Source organism: Polaromonas sp., assembly GCF_030689685.1.
Lineage (GTDB): Bacteria > Pseudomonadota > Gammaproteobacteria > Burkholderiales > Burkholderiaceae_C > Polaromonas.
In genome coordinates this window covers 127101-143655 of the sequence record NZ_JAUYEY010000006.1, presented here as the reverse complement: position 1 = coordinate 143655, position 16555 = coordinate 127101, and the positions used below count along the sequence as shown (strand labels likewise).

Annotated in this window: 15 protein-coding genes; 9 read left to right on the top strand and 6 right to left on the bottom strand. The window is 62.3% G+C overall.

The window, feature by feature from the left end:
* Positions 1 to 41: 41 nt before the first annotated feature.
* Both Q8O29_RS01565 and Q8O29_RS01560 read left to right on the top strand, forming a co-directional pair.
* Positions 42 to 284 carry an AbrB/MazE/SpoVT family DNA-binding domain-containing protein gene (locus tag Q8O29_RS01565; protein WP_305560294.1) on the top strand — a complete coding sequence of 81 codons (243 nt, stop codon included), beginning with the start codon at positions 42 to 44 and terminating at the stop codon, positions 282 to 284.
* Positions 281 to 628, top strand: coding sequence for a type II toxin-antitoxin system PemK/MazF family toxin (locus tag Q8O29_RS01560; RefSeq protein ID WP_305560293.1), 348 nt, complete (start codon positions 281 to 283; stop codon positions 626 to 628). Before Q8O29_RS01565 ends, Q8O29_RS01560 begins: the two co-directional genes overlap by 4 nt.
* Before the next feature lie 183 nt (positions 629 to 811).
* Here Q8O29_RS01560 and Q8O29_RS01555 read toward each other — a convergent pair whose 3' ends face one another.
* A complete protein-coding gene (locus tag Q8O29_RS01555; RefSeq protein ID WP_305560292.1) occupies positions 812 to 1339 on the bottom strand; it encodes a hypothetical protein in 528 nt (175 codons plus the stop codon).
* A 145-nt stretch (positions 1340 to 1484) separates the two neighbouring features.
* Here Q8O29_RS01555 and xdhC point away from each other — a divergent pair, with 145 nt between their 5' ends.
* From xdhC to Q8O29_RS01540, 3 genes are all read left to right on the top strand, one after another.
* Positions 1485 to 2291 (top strand): xanthine dehydrogenase accessory protein XdhC, encoded by an 807-nt coding sequence (gene xdhC / locus Q8O29_RS01550; RefSeq protein ID WP_305560291.1) that lies wholly within the window; start codon positions 1485 to 1487, stop codon positions 2289 to 2291.
* A gap of 105 nt (positions 2292 to 2396) precedes the next feature.
* The gene (locus Q8O29_RS01545; protein ID WP_305560290.1) at positions 2397 to 3638 is read left to right on the top strand and encodes a urate hydroxylase PuuD; all 1242 of its coding nucleotides are present in this window, start codon (positions 2397 to 2399) and stop codon (positions 3636 to 3638) included.
* A 207-nt stretch (positions 3639 to 3845) separates the two neighbouring features.
* The gene (locus tag Q8O29_RS01540; protein ID WP_305560289.1) at positions 3846 to 4976 is read left to right on the top strand and encodes an ABC transporter substrate-binding protein; all 1131 of its coding nucleotides are present in this window, start codon (positions 3846 to 3848) and stop codon (positions 4974 to 4976) included.
* Between the two features lie 19 nt (positions 4977 to 4995).
* Here Q8O29_RS01540 and Q8O29_RS01535 read toward each other — a convergent pair whose 3' ends face one another.
* Positions 4996 to 5931 carry a LysR family transcriptional regulator gene (locus Q8O29_RS01535; RefSeq protein WP_305560288.1) on the bottom strand — a complete coding sequence of 312 codons (936 nt, stop codon included), beginning with the start codon at positions 5929 to 5931 and terminating at the stop codon, positions 4996 to 4998.
* Between the two features lie 102 nt (positions 5932 to 6033).
* On the opposite strand from Q8O29_RS01535, the gene Q8O29_RS01530 reads away from it, so the two are divergent.
* The 4 genes from Q8O29_RS01530 to Q8O29_RS01515 all read left to right on the top strand — a co-directional run bounded on the left by Q8O29_RS01530 (position 6034) and on the right by Q8O29_RS01515 (position 10898).
* The gene (locus Q8O29_RS01530; protein WP_305560287.1) at positions 6034 to 7128 is read left to right on the top strand and encodes a tartrate dehydrogenase; all 1095 of its coding nucleotides are present in this window, start codon (positions 6034 to 6036) and stop codon (positions 7126 to 7128) included.
* A gap of 60 nt (positions 7129 to 7188) precedes the next feature.
* A complete protein-coding gene (locus Q8O29_RS01525) occupies positions 7189 to 8136 on the top strand; it encodes a tripartite tricarboxylate transporter substrate binding protein (protein ID WP_305560286.1) in 948 nt (315 codons plus the stop codon).
* An 89-nt stretch (positions 8137 to 8225) separates the two neighbouring features.
* Complete coding sequence (locus Q8O29_RS01520) at positions 8226 to 9542, top strand: glycerate kinase (RefSeq protein WP_305560285.1); 1317 nt, start codon at positions 8226 to 8228, stop codon at positions 9540 to 9542.
* Positions 9543 to 9632: 90 nt separating this feature from the next.
* The gene (locus Q8O29_RS01515; protein ID WP_305560284.1) at positions 9633 to 10898 is read left to right on the top strand and encodes an Nramp family divalent metal transporter; all 1266 of its coding nucleotides are present in this window, start codon (positions 9633 to 9635) and stop codon (positions 10896 to 10898) included.
* Between the two features lie 161 nt (positions 10899 to 11059).
* On the opposite strand, the gene Q8O29_RS01510 is transcribed toward Q8O29_RS01515, so the two are convergent.
* From Q8O29_RS01510 to Q8O29_RS01495, 4 genes are all read right to left on the bottom strand, one after another.
* Complete coding sequence (locus Q8O29_RS01510; protein WP_305560283.1) at positions 11060 to 11479, bottom strand: thioesterase family protein; 420 nt, start codon at positions 11477 to 11479, stop codon at positions 11060 to 11062.
* Between the two features lie 101 nt (positions 11480 to 11580).
* The gene (locus Q8O29_RS01505) at positions 11581 to 12570 is read right to left on the bottom strand and encodes a tripartite tricarboxylate transporter substrate binding protein (protein ID WP_305560282.1); all 990 of its coding nucleotides are present in this window, start codon (positions 12568 to 12570) and stop codon (positions 11581 to 11583) included.
* 51 nt (positions 12571 to 12621) lie between these two features.
* Positions 12622 to 14229, bottom strand: coding sequence for an indolepyruvate oxidoreductase subunit beta family protein (locus Q8O29_RS01500; RefSeq protein ID WP_305560281.1), 1608 nt, complete (start codon positions 14227 to 14229; stop codon positions 12622 to 12624).
* 11 nt (positions 14230 to 14240) lie between these two features.
* Positions 14241 to 16469, bottom strand: a complete 2229-nt coding sequence (locus Q8O29_RS01495; RefSeq protein WP_305560280.1) for an indolepyruvate ferredoxin oxidoreductase subunit alpha — start codon at positions 16467 to 16469, stop codon at positions 14241 to 14243.
* Positions 16470 to 16555 lie beyond the last annotated feature (86 nt).

Here is a 16555-nt window from a genome sequence, read left to right as displayed (position 1 = left end):
AAAAAAGTTATATTAAAATAAGATTTTTGTTGGAGTTCACCATGCTTAACGCATCCCTTCGCCGATCAGGCGGATCACTCATCTTGACGATTCCTCCGTCGTATGCGGAGCAAAATCACCTTGAGGCCGGGTCTCGCGTATTTGTTGAGATTAACGGGGCGGAACTCAAAGTGAAGCCGGGTCGCCAGCGTCCCAAACTCTCGGAGTTATTGGCGGCATCGCCCGAGAACCTGGCTCGGGTGGCCGATTGGGATGAAATGCCAGCCATCGGAACAGAGCTTTGATACCGGAACGGGGTGACATCCTTCACCTTCAATTTGATCCAGCCGCTGGCAAAGAGATGCTGGGCAAACACTTTTGCCTGGTGGTCTCCCCTTGGTCTTTCAACACCCGTTTTCGGTTGGCTATGGTGTGCCCCATTTCAGGCGGTGTGTCTGAGATCGCTCGCAATAGCGGGTTCCTGGTTTCCTTGATGGGGTATGGCTTGCGTACCGACGGCTCAGTGCATGCGCATCAACTCAAATCGTTGGACTGGACGGCAAGACAGGCTACTTTGGTTGAAAAAGTCCCCGATGCGGTCCTGCAAGAGGTGCTGGACTGCCTTGTCGCTGTTTTTGAAGATGAGTAGGCGCAACCCCGGCATCGCTCCCCTCGATCACGAGCTGGAACGCGCACAGATTGATTTGTTGTTGCTCGCTGAGGCCGGCAAAGCTGCTTGAGCAGCTTTGGACAGGCGACTGAGGCGAAGCGTCTGGCGAGCCGCGGCCTGCAAGGCCTCGGACGACACACGCAGTGAGCAACCGTGGGGGCTCTAATTCTGCCCCTCGGTCAAAGTATCCAGCTGAAACTTGCCGCTTTTGTGCCACAGCCAGGTGTCGGTATAAACCACCTTGCCCAGGCGCGTAGGGGCCGGGAAGGGGGATGCCTTCTGGATCATGCGTTCAATTTCGGCAATCACTTCGGGCGCATGGCGCGGTGCGCGCATCCAGTCCAGGCGGGTGACGATGCCGACCCGGTTGATCTCGACATTGAGCACGCCGATTGCATACAGCAGGGGTGGCATGCGGCCTTTGTAAATGCGGTCGGCATGCAGGCCGTAGATGTGGCTGGCGCCGCTTTCGCGGTAGGCGCGTGCTGTGGTGGCCGGGGAGCTGCGCGCCGAGCCCATGGGGCCGGCTATCGGGCCGACAATGGGTGTATCGGGTACTGGCGGGGCGGCTGCGGCTGGCTCGGCTGCGGGTGCGGTTGGCGGTGCAGTTTTACAGGCCGAGACGAGGGCGCCTACAGCGGTGGAGAGCAGGGCCAGCAGCCAGAAGCGGCGTTTGGAAGTGTCTGACATACATATCCTTGTGGGTTCATCCGAGCGGGGTCGCTGCTATCGTGCGGCCTGCGGGCGGCTTGGCAGGTCGCCGTCGGCGCATCAAGTTTCTCATTATGCGGTTCAGTGATCAAAAAATGGCGTCCGATTTCAAGGGGTTTGTACCGTGAACCAGATCAAAGAGCGGTTTTTGGAACGGCTGGCCCGCGAGCCCGCCGTGCTGGTGCACGTCGCCGCCACAGAGGGTTCGGTGCCGCGCGAAGCGGGCACCTGGATGGCGGTTTTTCCAGACGCTCTGGTGGGCACCATAGGCGGAGGGCATCTCGAATATCAAGCCGTGGCGAGCGCACGCGCACGCCTGGCGGGTGCTGTCGGCCCCGAGCTGCAGCGTGTGGTGCTTGGCCCCTCGCTCGGGCAGTGTTGTGGCGGCGTGGTGCAGCTACGCTTTGAGTCTGTGGATGGCGCGCATGTGAAGCGGCTGGAACAAGCGCTGACCGGCCAGTTACAACCGGTTGCGCTTTTTGGCGGCGGCCATGTGGGTCATGCGCTGGTTCGCGTGCTCTCAAACCTGCCTTTTGCCCTGACCTGGATTGACAGCCGGGACGGTATTTTTCCAGAGGCGGTACCGAAGCAAGTGGTTTGTGAATATTCCGATCCCGTGCAGCGCGCGGTCCCCCGCCTGGCACCTGGATCGCACGTGCTGATCATGAGTTTCAGCCACGCTGAAGACCTCGATATCGTGGCCGAATGCCTGAAGCGCCAGCGCGAGAAGGGCGACCTGCCCTATATCGGCCTGATTGGCAGCAAAACCAAATGGGCGAGCTTCCGGCAGCGGCTGGCAGCGCGCGGCTTCAGCGACAAGGAACTCGCCTATGTGACCTGCCCGATTGGCCTGCCCGGCATAAAAGGCAAGGAGCCGGAGGTGATTGCGGTGGCGGTGGCGGCACAGTTGTTGCAAGGCACTCCAAAGTAGATCGCATACACTTTTGGAATGGTCGCAGCGGAGCACTTGTTGTTCGTGGCCTTTGTCTGCTTACAGCGCCCGCAGTGGTGAGCAGCTTGCCGAGAGGTTGAGATCATGGAAAGCTATCTTCTGGACTGGGCCAATCTGCTGCTGCGCTGGGTCCACGTCATCACCGCCATCGCGTGGATTGGTTCTTCGTTTTATTTTGTTTTTCTCGATTCGAGCCTGACGCCGCCCGTGGACGATGACCTCAAGAAGCAGGGCGTGAGCGGCGAGTTGTGGGCGGTGCACGGCGGCGGTTTTTACCATCCCGTCAAATTTGCGGTCAAACCGCCTGAACTGCCGAAACACCTGCACTGGTTTTACTGGGAGAGTTACAGCACCTGGTTGTCGGGCTTTGCGCTGTTCACCGTGTCTTACCTGTGGAACGCTTCGACTTACCTGATCGACAAGTCGCTGATGAACTGGTCGCCCGGTGCCGCCATTGGTGTGGCCTTGTCGTTTTTTGTGGTGTTCTGGATGTTGTATGACGGCATATGCCAGATCTTCGGTAAAAGAAAGAACGGAGACGCCATCGTCGGCGCGCTGGTGCTGGTTCTGGTGTGTGTGGCGTCCTGGCTGGCTTGCCACTGGTTTGCCGGGCGTGCGGCCTTTTTGCTGGTGGGCGGGATGATCGCCACCGCCATGAGCGCCAACGTCTTTTTCTGGATCATTCCCGGCCAGCGCAAGGTGATCGCCAGCATCAAGGCCGGCCAGCCGGTGGACCCGGTGCATGGCCAGCGTGGCAAACAGCGCAGCGTGCACAACACCTACTTCACGCTGCCGGTGCTGTTTGCCATGCTCAGCAACCACTACAGCTTTACCTACAGCCATCCGCAGAACTGGCTGGTGCTCATTCTCATGATGCTGGCCGGTGCGCTGATCCGCCAGTTTTTTGTGATGCGCCACGGTTACAAGCTGGGGCGGAGCGGCAACCCCTTGCCATATGCGCTTGTCGGCGGGGCGCTGATTCTGGGGGCCATCGTCTGGATGAAGCCGCCGCTGGCGCCTCCAGCCGTACCGCTTGCTATTAATTCAATAGCTTCTCATGCAGGGCTGACGGGGGCTGAAAGCCAAAATGACTATATAAATCTGCAAAAAGTGATGGAGCAGCGCTGTTATCAGTGCCACGGCGCCCAGTTGCAGATGAAAAATGTCCGGCTCGATTCGCCCGCCTTGCTCAAGCAGCATGCGCAGTCGGTGTACCAGCAGGTGGTGGTGAGCAAAATCATGCCCATCAACAACGCCACCGGCATGCTCGATGCAGAACGCGCGCTGGTTCGGCAGTGGTTTGAAAGCGGCGCCAAAACGCCGTGAGCACCGCTCGTTGCCACGTTGCATTGGCGCGGGCCAAGCTTAAGGCTTACGTTGGCATGCCAACTGAGCTTGTAAGTTCTGCGTAATACCGCGTATCGACGCCGGCCTTGTGGCGTGCTTCAATGCGCTACCGCAGCAAACAGGTTGCTGCGAGCAGGCCAGGCACGGTCGAAGTGCCGCCGTCGTTGACCATCGAGGAGACAAAACATGATGCACATCCAGTTGCTGGTTCGCACGCTCGTTATCACCGGCTTCGTGGCTGCCTCGCTGGCAGCAGGCGCCGCCCAGATTGTCGTCGGGCAGGTCGCACCCCTGTCGGGGCTGGAAGGTACACAGGCCCGCGCTTACTCCACCGGTATCCAACTGGCCTTGACCAAGGCCAACAAGGCTGGCGGCGTCAACGGCCACACCTTCAGCCTGGTGCGCAAGGACGATGGCGGGCGCCTCGCCGACAACCTTGCCGCCACCAAGGCGCTGCTCAGCGAGAACCGTCCGCTGGTGCTGGCCGGATATTTCGGCGACCGTATCGTCGGCCAACTGGTGGCATCGAAACTGCTGGAAACCGAAAATATCGCCCTTGTGGGTTACCGCGTCGACGAGATTCGCGGCGAAGCCCCTCTGGTCTATAACGTGCGTGCCAACCTGCGCGATGAGATCAACAAAATCACTGAACACCTGGTCACGGTGGGGGTGACCCGCCTGGGCCTGTTTTACCCTGATGGCGCTGGCGCGGCAACGCTGCTGACGGCCATGGAAGAGGTGATGAAAGCCCGCGGTGCCAAACTCACCGCCAAGGCTACTTATGTGCAGGGAACCAACAAGGTGCCCAATGCCGTGGTCGACACTTTTATCAATGCCGCGCCGCAGGCCATCATCGTGGTCGCCAGCGGTGCCGCCGCCGCGGCCTTCATCGAGAAGTACCGGCTGGACGGCGGAACGGCACAGTTGTTTGCGCACTCCGGTGCGGACATTGAACAGATTTCCCAGCGTCTCGGTGAGGACCAGCTCAAAGGCCTGGCGATCGCGCAGGTCACTCCCAATCCCTACAAAATTTCAGGGCGGCTGAGCAAGGAGTTCAGCGACATCGCAACCAAGACCCCCAATCTGGAGGTGCCGATAAGCTACGCCATGATGGAGGGCTATATTGCCGGCGCGGTGATCGTGGAAGCCGCGCGCCGCATGGGGCCGAAGATATCGCGTGAAGGGTTTGTCAACGCGCTCGACAGCATTGATGTCGATCTGGGCGGCTACAAGGTCGGCTTCAAGCCCGGCATGCGGTCCGGCTCCAGGTTTGTCGAGTTGAGCATCGTGACCGCTACCGGACGCATCCGGCAGTAAGGCCTTGGGAAGGGGCGGCTCACCAAGTGCTCACCAGCCCTGCAGAGCGGGTCGAGGTTTTTTCGAAGTGGCTGGCCAGATAGTCGACAAAGGCCCTGACGCGGGCTGACACCTGGTGCCGCTGCGGCCAGACCGCATGAATGTCGGCCGGCGGCGACTGGTAGTTCTCCAGCACCTGGCGCAGGCGGCCGCTGCGCAGGTAACGCGCCACATCCCACTCGGCCCGCATCACAATGCCGTGGCCGGCCAGCGCCCAGTTCACCGCAATTTCGCCGTCGCTGGTGCTCAGGTTGCCGCGCACCTTGACAGTTTCCACGCGTTTGCCCGCGCTCAGGCGCCAGATGCCGTAAGCCTCGCCGCCTTGCCGTATGCCGATGCAGCTGTGTTGCGCCAGTTCATGCGGCAGTTTGGGCGCGCCGCGTTTGGCCAGGTAGGCGGGTGACGCGCACAACAGGCGGCGGTTCGGCGCCAGCTTGCGGGCGATCACGCGCGCGTCCGGCGGCTCGCCGAAACGCACACACACATCAAAGGCGTCGTCGTCGGCCGGCGGTGGGTCGACCGTGAGCTGAAGCTGGATCTGCACCTCGGGATGTAGCTTGGCAAAACCCGAGATCAGCGGCGCGATGTGGGTGCGGCCAAAACCCAGCGTGGCGTTCACGCGCAGCAAACCCTTGGGCGCGGCCACCGCGCTGGACACCAATTGTTCCATGTCGTCGATTTCGGCCAATATGCGCCGGGCATGGCCGAGGTACAGCTCACCTTCGGGCGTCAGGCTGACGCGCCGCGTCGTGCGGTTGAGAAGTTGCACGCCGAGCCGGCCTTCCATCTGCGCCAGGCGTTTGCTGACCGCTGGTGTCGTGACATCGAGTTCACGGGCGGTTGCCGAGAAACTGGCGCAGCGCGCCAGCAAGCTGAAAAACGCCATCTCGGAAGGGGCGGAGACCGGTGTGGACATGGAATAACTCTTAACTCAAAGTAAACAATAGGATAACTTTAGACGCTTCTTTTGAGCAGTGCAATCCGTAAAGTGAGTGGCATTGCTTTAACAGGAGAACCCGTGAAAACCTACAAGATCGCCTGCATCCCGGGCGACGGCATCGGCAAGGAAGTGGTGCCAGCCGGCCAGCAGGTGCTGCAGACGCTGGCCGCCTCGCAGAAAAATTTCAGCTTCGACTTCACGTCCTTCGGCTGGGGCGGTGACTGGTTCCGAGAGCACGGCGTGATGATGCCGGATGACGGCCTGGATGCGCTGCGCGGCATGGACGCCATTTTGTTCGGCTCGGCTGGCGACCCGCATATTCCCGACCACATCACGCTCTGGGGCCTGCGCCTGAAGATCTGCCAGGGGTTTGATCAGTACGCCAATGTGCGGCCCACGCGCATCCTGCCCGGCATCGACGCGCCGCTCAAGCGCTGCACAGCCAAAGACCTGGACTGGGTGATCGTGCGCGAAAACTCCGAGGGTGAGTACGCCGGTGTCGGTGGCCGCGTGCACCAGGGCCACCCGATCGAGGTGGCCACCGACCTGTCCATCCTGACGCGCGCTGGTGTCGAACGCATCATGCGTTTTGCCTTCCGGCTGGCGCAGTCGCGGCCGCGCAAACTGCTGACGGTGGTTACCAAATCCAACGCCCAGCGCCACGGCATGGTGATGTGGGACGAAATTGCGCTGCAAATCAGCAAGGAGTTTCCCGACGTGAGCTGGGACAAGGAACTGGTGGACGCCTGCACGGCACGCATGGTGAATCGCCCGGCCTCGCTGGACACGCTGGTGGCCACCAACCTGCACGCCGATGTGCTCAGCGACCTGGCTGCCGCGCTGGCCGGTAGCCTGGGCATTGCGCCCACCGGTAACATTGATCCCGAGCGGCGCTACCCGTCGATGTTCGAGCCCATCCACGGCTCGGCCTTCGACATCATGGGCAAGGGCCTGGCCAATCCGGTCGGCACTTTCTGGTCCTGTGTGATGTTGCTGGAGCACCTCGGTGAAAACGCTGCGGCGCAACGCCTGATGCAGGTGATCGAGCAGACCACCGCCGATACCTCGCTGCACACCCGCGACCTGGGCGGCAGCGCCACGATGGCGCAAGTGACCGAGGCCGTTTGCGAGCGCCTGTCCGGCATGCGGGAGGAAAACCGCCGCGCCGCCTGAGGCATGAGTCAAGAGTCAAGAGTTGATTAAGAAGCCATTAAAACCGAAGGAGACAAAACCATGAAGAAGCTGATTGCATCCCTGAGCCTTGCCCTGCTGGCGCCCCTGGCGCTGGCCCAACCCTGTCCCGACAAGAACCTCCTGTACTGGCAGGCCTTCCCGCCGGGCGGCGAGTCCGACCTGTCGGCACGCCATCAGCAGGTGGTGCTCAAAAAGAAATGCCCGGCCGTCGACACCGTCATCCAGTACAAGGCCGGCGCCGGTGGCGCCCTCATGTGGTCACAAATGAACCAGTTGCCCGGCGATGGCCTGAACGTGGTGGGCGTGAACCTGCCGCATATCGTGTTCCAGCCCATCGAGGGCGTGGTCCAGTACAAGACGGCCGACGTGACGCCGGTGTTCTGGTTCCACTTCACGCCGGACGCGCTGGTGGTGCCCGAGGCCAGCCCTTACAAAACCTTTGCCGATTTCATCGCTGCCGCAAAAAAAGACCCCGGCAAGATGAGCCTGGGCGGTTCGGGCCTGAATTCGGCCAACCACGCCTCGCACGAGCGGCTCAATGCCGCCTTCGGCATCAAGAGCATCTACGTGCCTTACAAGGGCACCGGGGACATGGCGCTGGCCGTGGTTGGCAACCAGATCGACGGCGCGGTGACCTACACCGCCTTTGCCATCAATAACAAGAGCAAGACGCGCGCCCTGGCCGTGGCCATGGAAAAACGCCATCCGCTGCTGCCGGACGTGCCGACCTTCAGGGAGCTCGGCGTGGACTGGGTGGACGGTGCCTACCGCGGCATCGGTGTGCCCAAATCCACCACGCCAGAAGCTCGCAAAAAGCTGTCTGACATGTGGGCCACGCTGAACAACGACCCCGAGATGAAGGAGCTGGCTGCCAAAAGCGGTTTCGAGCTCGTCAACGTGGGGGTGGACCAGATGGACACTTTCATGAAGGACAAGACCCGCCTGTATACCGAAGGTGCGCAGCGTTTGGGTCTGGGCAAGAAGTAAACGGCAGCACCCGCGCCGTCGTTACGGCGCAGGCTTCCGGCGGAGTTACCAGCGGGTTACGGCGGCACAATAGGGTCTGGAGATACCGAATGACCGCACCGAATCCCGCCAACAATCCCCGCGCCTTTCTTGAGCATCTTTATCAGGCCGCCGTGCAGCGCGCGCTGCCGCTGCACAACACCGCAGCGCATTTGCCGCCGCCACCGAAGGGTCGGACCATCGTCATAGGCGCCGGCAAGGCGGGCGGCTCCATGGCGCAGGCCGTCGAGGCCTTGTGGCCGGCGGAGGCGCCGCTGGAAGGTCTGGTTGTCACGCGTTACCAGCACATTCCGCCGCGCCCCGAGGGGCTGCCGCAACGCATCGAAATTGTCGAAGCCGCCCACCCGGTGCCTGATGCGGCCGGTCTTGCTGCCGCGCAGCGCATCCTGCAGATGACGCAGGGGCTCACGAAGGATGACCTGGTGCTGTGCCTGATCTCGGGCGGCGGCTCCGCACTCCTGACCCTGCCAGCCGAGGGCCTGAGCCTGGAAGACAAACAAGGCATCAACAAGGCGCTGCTCAACAGCGGCGCCAACATTGGGGAGATGAACTGCGTGCGCAAGCACCTGTCGCGCATCAAGGGCGGCCGGCTGGCGGCGGCGTGTGCGCCGGCCACGGTGGTGACGCTGACCATCAGCGACGTGCCGGGTGACGACCCGTCGGTGATTGCCAGCGGCCCGACCGTGCCCGATGTCAGCACCTGCGCGGATGCGCTGGCCATCCTGAAACGCTACAACATCGATGTGCCGCCGGCCCTGCGTGCGCAGCTCGAAAGCGGCGCGCTGGAAACACCCAAGCCCGGCGACAAGGCCTTTGCGGGCCATGCAGTTCACATGATTGCGACCCCCCAGCAGTCGCTGGAAGCTGCTGCTGCTGCGGCGCGCGCGGCGGGGCTGACGGCCTACATCCTCAGCGACGAGATGGAGGGCGAGTCGCGCGAGGTTGGCAAGGTGCACGCGGCGCTGGCCCGTGCGGTGGCGCTGCGTGGCCAGCCCTTCAGCCGGCCCTGTGTGATCCTCAGCGGCGGCGAGACCACCGTGACGGTCAGGCCCCGGCAGCCTGGTGACGCGAAAGGTAGGGGCGGGCGTGCCGGCGAATTTTGCCTGGGCCTGGCCTTGGGCCTGCAGGGGCAGGCCGGTGTGTATGCACTGGCAGCGGATACGGATGGCATCGACGGCATGGAAGACAACGCCGGGGCCTTTGTGACGCCTGACACGCTGGCGCGCGCGCTGGCAAAGGGCATGAAGATAGACCGCTTCCTGGACCGCAACGACGCCTATGCTTACTTTGAACCGCTAGGTGACCTGGTGCTCACCGGGCCGACGCATACCAATGTGAATGACTTCAGGGCGCTATTGATTTTATAGCTGCCGGCGCCCGTCGGGTAAGGGAAAAATGGAGATTTTGTCTTGAAGTGATGGATTGGGGCGGCACACGTCCGTGTTAGGCTCCCCTGCATGTTCAAGCGCGTTCCCTCCTTTCTGCGCCATGTCGGTCCAGGCGTTGTCGCCGGCGCCGCCGATGATGACCCGTCCGGCATTGCCACCTACACGCAGGCCGGTGCGCAGTTTGGCACGGGGCTGCTCTGGACCGTGTTTCTGTCGCTGCCTTTCATGATCGCCATCCAGCTGGTCAGCGCACGGATTGGGCGTGTCACCGGCAAGGGCGTGGCCGCCAACCTGCGCGAGCACACACCGCGCGCTTTTCTGATGACCATGGTGTTGTTGCTGGTGATTGCCAACACCATCAATATCGCCGCCGATATTGCCGCCATGGGCGAGGCGCTGCAGTTGGTGGTGGGCGGCCCCCAGCATTTTCATTCCATGGCCTTTGGTGTGATCACGGTGCTTCTCCAGGTGTTTGTGCCCTACCGCAAGCTTGCGCCCATCCTGAAGTGGTTGACGCTGTTTTTGTTTGCCTACGTGATTGCCGTGTTTCTGGTGAAGGTGCCGTGGGGCCAGGTGTTGTACGACCTGGTGATTCCCAAGCTGCAGTGGACATCAGGCTACTGGATGATGATTGTGGCGCTGCTGGGCACCACGATTTCGCCCTACCTGTTTTTCTGGCAAGCCTCGCAGGAGGTTGAAGAGCTGCGTCTGAAGGGCAAAGGGCAGGGCAGTGACGCAGAGATACGGAACGATTTGCGCCGTGTCAAGCAAGACACCTACATCGGCATGTTTTTCTCCAATATCGTTGCATTTTTTATCATGGTGCTCGGTGCCGTGGTGCTGTACGCGGCCGGTATCCGCGACGTCACCTCGGCGGCGCAGGCGGCGCAGGCGCTGCGCCCACTGGCCGGCGAATTTGCGTTTGCCCTGTTTGCCGGCGGCATCATTGCAACCGGCATGCTGGCCGTGCCGGTGCTGGCCTCCTCGGCAGCTTATGCGGTGGCCGAAGCGTTTGGCTGGCCCGAGGGCCTGGAGCGGCACTGGTTTGAGGCCAAGCGTTTTTACGCCATCATCATTCTCGCGACCCTGGTGGGAACGGGCCTGGACTTCACGCCCATCGATCCCATGAAAGCGCTGTACTGGAGTGCGGTAATCAACGGCGTGGTGGCGGTGCCCATCATGGTGGGCTTGATGCTACTGGCCGGTAAAAAGTCGGTGATGGGCAATTTCACCTCCGGCTTCAAGACGCGCTTGTTTGGCTGGGGCGGTGTGGGGGTGATGGGTTTTGCTGTGCTGATGATGTTCTGGGATGTGGTTCGCCAGCTCTGGCGTTGAAAACGATGCTGGCCAACGCCTGCAAAGGAGTCTGTCATTCCGGCGAAGGCCGGAATCCATGTCCCTGCCATTTCAATGGTGAAGTCGGGTCCATGGATTGCGGGTCTGGCCCGCAATGACAAGGGCAGAGGATTTGCGGGAATGACGACAGCGGCAATCACTTACTCACAAAGCCGCCGAATCTCCGGCGGAATCGGCAAGGCCCGGATTGCTTCCGGGTTGTCGGCGCGGCGGCCGGCGAAGATGCGTACCTCGTCGCACTCCATGATGAGTTCGTCGCCGCGCATGATGCGGTAACGCTGCACAAAACTTTTCTCGCGCCATTCAGGAATCGTCACTTGGATATCCAGCGTGTCGCCATAAGTGGCGGTGTGCAGAAAACGCGAATGCGTGTCCACCAGCGGTGTGCCGATCACGCCCATGGTTCTTTCAGTCTCCTGCCAGGATGGCACACCACACTGCACAAAGAAATTCCGCGAGGCGGCGTCTATCCAGCGGAAAAAATTTGGAAACCACACAATGCGCGCCGGGTCGCAGTCGCCGAATTCAACGCGGACGGTGTGGGTGATCTGTTTGCTCATGGGTTCATGATGTCGTCAGGCCCCCGGTCCGTTCGCCCTGAGCTTGTCGAAGGGAGGCTTCGACAGGCTCAGCCCGAACGGTGGGAGTGAGCTACCGGGGGCTAATCGCCTTTGATATTCCGCGCCCGGATCAAGGCGCCAAAACGCGCGCCGTCGATCAATGCGCGCATGTTGAAGTCCGATGGAGACATCGGTGCCGGAATGCCACCAATGGCCAGGATGCGGTCCTTCACGGCCTGGCTGCCGAGTATCTTGTTGATCTCGCGGTTCAGCCGGCTCACAACGTCGGCCGGTGTACCGGCGGGTGCGTAAAAACCGAACCAGGTGTCGGCGTCAAACCCTTTCAGCCCGACTTCGTCCAGCGTGGGCACATCGGGAAACAGCGGGGACCGTTTGGAACTGCCCACGGCCAGCAGCTTGAGCTTGCCGGCTCTCACGTGTTGCAGGCCGATGCCGGGGTCGAACATGAAGTCGAGCTGGCCGCCCAGCAGGTCTTGCATGGCCGGCGCCGCGCCCCTGTAGGGCACATGCACGGCAAAAGTGTTGGTCTGGGCCTTCATCATCTCGGCGGCCAGGTGGGGTGAGCTGCCGTTGCCCGGTGAGCCGAAGGACAACTTGCCGGGGTTGGCTTTCATGTAGGCCAGAAACTCCCTGATGTTGTTGACCGGAAGCGTTGGTTTGACTTCAAGAAACACCAGCACGCGCGCAGCAGCGGCCACAGGCACCAGGTCTTTGGCTGGATCAAAAGCCATTTTGGGATAGAGATGGGGATTGACCGACACCATGCCGCCTGAACTCATGAGCAGCGTGTAGCCGTCAGCCGGGGCTTTGGCGACCGCTTCGCCGCCGATGTTGCCGTTGGCACCGCCGCGGTTTTCCACCACCACTGGCTGCCCCAGCGCTTCGGCCAGCGGCACGCCGATGGCGCGCGCCAGCTGGTCGGCCGCGCCGCCCGGCGGAAAGTTGACGATGACGCGTACTGGCTTGGTTGGCCAAGCGGCGGTTTGTGCGTGGGCGGCGGGCAACATGGCGCCGGCAGCAAGTGCCAAGGCAAGCAATACGCGTCGCTGGGGATAGAAGCTGGTTTTCATGGTTTGTCCTTTTAAAGTGGAAGGTCTGTGGTGGTAACTCGGAGTGATCTATCAGGATGCCTTGGCAGCGCGCGGCTTGCGGTGCGGGTTGTCCATCCAGCGTATCGGCTGGGCCTTCACCGGCCGGGCCGGCGCGCCGTGCTGCACCAGGGTCTGGTCCAGCGCCTTGCCGGCTTCGTCTGCCAGCGCGGCCTCGCGCGCTTGGGCAATGGCCGCAGCGCGTGATTCGTTCGATGCAAAAGCGGCGCCTGTGGCCAGGTGCGCCAGCACATGCATCAGGTTGTCCTTGCCGCGCTCGTTGGTGCTGCCATAACCCTTGATCAGACGGCCGCACAGTGCGATTTCATGGCCCAGTTGCCAATGGGTTTGTGTGCTGCGCACCACGCCGGCCAGCCATTGCTCGATCAGCGCCTGCTCGGTGGCATAACGGCTGCCGCGCACGCGCAGCCATTTCAGACTGGCCAGCAGACGCAGCGACACCATGCCGACCACCGAGTGTGTGCCGATCTTCAGCGGCAGGGCCCAAGGCGACTTGCCATGGGCCACGCGTTGGCGGTCCCAGCGTGTCACGCGCGCGGCCAGACCGGCTGGCAACAGCGCGGCAAATTCGGGTGCGCCGGGTTTGAAGTGGTCATACACCTGCAGCAAGTCGCCGTCACTGGCTTTGACCTCGCCGGCGACACGCTGCCAGCGGCTGGCGCTGCTTTTCAGCGCAGCCACACGCACGATGTCGTCAAAGGCCATCCACAGCGCCAGCCAGCGCGCCATCTCGCGCGTGGTGGCGTAGCCGTGCGCGAGGGCGGGGTCGGCCAGTTGCTCGGCTCGCAGTACCTGCTGCAGGCGCTGGACATAGAGGTCGGCGTAGTCGCGGTCCTGATAGTCCAGCATGCGCGCGTATCCCAGCGCCAGCATGGCATGCACCGGCGGCGGAAAAATATGAGCCAAATCGGCTTCCAGCCCATGACTGGCGGGCGTAGATAGCTCCCTATTTGATAGCAAACTGGAAACCAGCGCGGTCTGCGCCTGCTGGGTATGGACTTGTGCGAAAGCGCGGTCAAAGCCCCGCAGGCTGGCTTCGGCACCCTTGCCGCCGTGCCGGATCACGCTTTCATACGCCTGGCGCGCAAAAGGCAGCAGGCCGCTGGCGGCCATTGCACCCAGCATCACGGCGCTGACCACGGTGCCGCATTCCCTCGCCATCTCGCCCATGTCGAAGACCTGGGTGGCGCGGCTTTGATCGGCGATGACCTGCAGCAGCGGCGCGTTGTCAGTGCGGCCGTCGCCGGGCACCATACGCTCGGCCGTGGTCAGGGTGCGGCTGCTGGAGCTGATGACCAGCGTGCGCTGCGGCGAGGCCATGCCGTTGCCGACCTGGCGCGCAGTTTCCAGCAGCTCGGAAGAGATCAGACCGTCGAGCGCGCCAGGAACCGGGTTCAGGCTGAACACCGGGCGCTTGCCGCCCAGCTCTGCCAGCGGTACTGGAAAGACTTCCAGGTAGTAGGTGGTGGCGCCGGTGCGCTGCGCCACGCCGGGGATCGAAGTGCTTTGCGCCGCATAGCCGCTGGCCCACGCAATATCGACCAGCCATTCGGTCAGCACGCCGCCGCCCTCGCCGCCCAGGGCGCAGATCAGCAGGGTGATGGGTTTTTGTTGATGCATGGGACCGGGGGTCATGTCTGTAGCGCCCGCACCAATGCACCGCGTACGCTGCCAAACAGGCGCTCATGCCATCGGGGATTCTGGATCACTTCGGCCCGGTAAAACGAGGGGCACAGGGTCGCCGCATGCGCATTGGCGCCGCACAGGCCGCAGCCGACGCAGCCGTCGATCACCGTGGCCACCGGGTCCACCTTGAGCGGGTCGGGGTTGTCCTTGAGCGTCAGCGTCGGGCAGCCCGACAGGCGAATGCAGGCATGGTCGCCGTTGCAAATGTCTTCATCCACACCGTATTTCACACGCACCACGCGTTTGCCTTTTTTAAGCAGGCCGGCCAGCCAGGGCTTGATGCGGCGCTGGCGTTCGAGCTGGCATTCACCCTCGGCAATGATGACCTTCAAGCCATTGAAGTCGGTGGTAAACGCTTCGTTCAGCGTCTGGCGCATCTCTTCCACCTCGTAGGTGTGCACCGTGCGCAGCCACTGGATGCCCAGGCCCTGCAGCGTTTTTTCAATCGTGGTGTTGGTGGCCGTCAGGCTTTGCAGCTTGTCGGTCGCGTTGAATTTGGCGTCATCGCTCGGTGTGGAAATGATGTCCTGCGTGCCGGTGGCCGAGGTGTAGCCGTTCTTGAAGATCAGCAGCACCGCATCGTCGCCATTGAATAGCGCCGACTGCACACCGGTCAGCAGGCCGTTGTGCCAGAAACCGCCGTCCCCCATGATGGACAGGGTGCGGCGCGCCATCATGGGCGAGACGCCGGCGCGGCTGGCCAGGCTCATGCCATAGCCGAGGATGGAGTGGCCGAAAGAGAAGGGCGCAAAGGTGCCGAAGGCATGGCAGCCGATGTCGGCCGCGATGTGCACCGGCCCCACATCTTGCTGCGCCAGCTTGAGGGCCGAAAACACCGGGCGCTCCGGGCAGCCAATACAAAAGCCGGGCGGGCGCACCGGAAGGGCCTGGTTCAGCTGCGCCGCGATCTGTGTGCCCACGGCGCTGCGGCGTTCGGTGTTGCCCTGCAGCCAGGCCTTGGCCCCTTCCAGACTCCCTCTCCCGCTGGGGGAGCCCTCACCCCCGCCCTCTCCCAGAGGGAGAGGGAGCAAGTCCAAAGGGAGAGGGAGCAAATACTTCTCGACGAAGTGCACGAGTCCCTGCGCCACCACCTCCACCGAGTACTCGCCGCCAGAGGGCAACATGTCCTTGCCGTGCAGCGGCGTGTTGATGTCGCGTCGCCGCAAAAAGGTGGCAATCTCCTGCTCGATGTATTCGGGCTGGCCTTCCTCCACCACCAGTACTGCGCGTTTGCCGAGTGCAAATTCCGCCACCTGTTCGGGCACCAGCGGGTAGGTCACGTTGAGCACGAGGATGGGTATCTCGCTCTGGCCGAACGCATCACACAGGCCGAACTGCTGCAGCGCGCGTATCAGCGAGTTGTAAATACCGCCCTGCACGATGATGCCGATGTCTTTGCGTGGCCCGTCCATCAGCTCGTTGAGTTGCTGCTCAATGATGTAGCGCCGCGCCGCGGGGATGCGCTCCTCGGTCTTGAGTTTTTCGTGGCGGAAGGTGACCGGCGGATGCGCCAGCTTGGCGTAGTCGAAGGCGGCGGGTTCTTCCATCAATTGCCGCTTGGAGATGGCGGGCGGCTGGTTGTCCTTGCATTCAAAGCTGCCGCGCACATGGCAGGCGCGTATGCGCAGCTCCAGAATGGCCGGCATGTTCGACGCTTCGGAAATGCGAAAACCGTGCTCGACCATGTCCACCATCTTGCCCAGGTCAGGCCGTGGGTCCAGCAGGCACATGGTCGATTTGAGCGCGTAGGCATGGGTGCGCTCCTGAATCACGCTGGCGCCTTCGCCGTAGTCTTCGCCAACCACAATCAGTGCACCGCCCAGCACGCCGGGCGAGGACAGGTTGGACAGCGCGTCGGCCGCGACGTTGGTGCCCACTATCGACTTCCAGGTCACGGCGCCGCGCAGCGGGTAGTGGATGGACGCGCCCAGCATGGCTGCGGCCGACGCTTCGTTGGCGCAGGCCTCGACGTGTACGCCAAGTTCGTCCATATAGGGCTTGGCCTGCACCATGACGTCGAGCAGGTGCGACACCGGGGCGCCCTGGTAGCCGCCTACATAGGCCACACCGGACTGGAGCAGTGCTTTGGTGATCGCGAGAATGCCCTCGCCATGGAAAGTTTCGCCGCTTTTCAGCCGCAGCGACTCGATTTCCTTGCTGAATGAAACTTCCAAGGCTGTCTCCGTGTTTTATTTTCGTGGAAAACAAGGAGTTTGGTGGCCAATCGACTATCCATCAATAAAATAACAAGACTATCTGG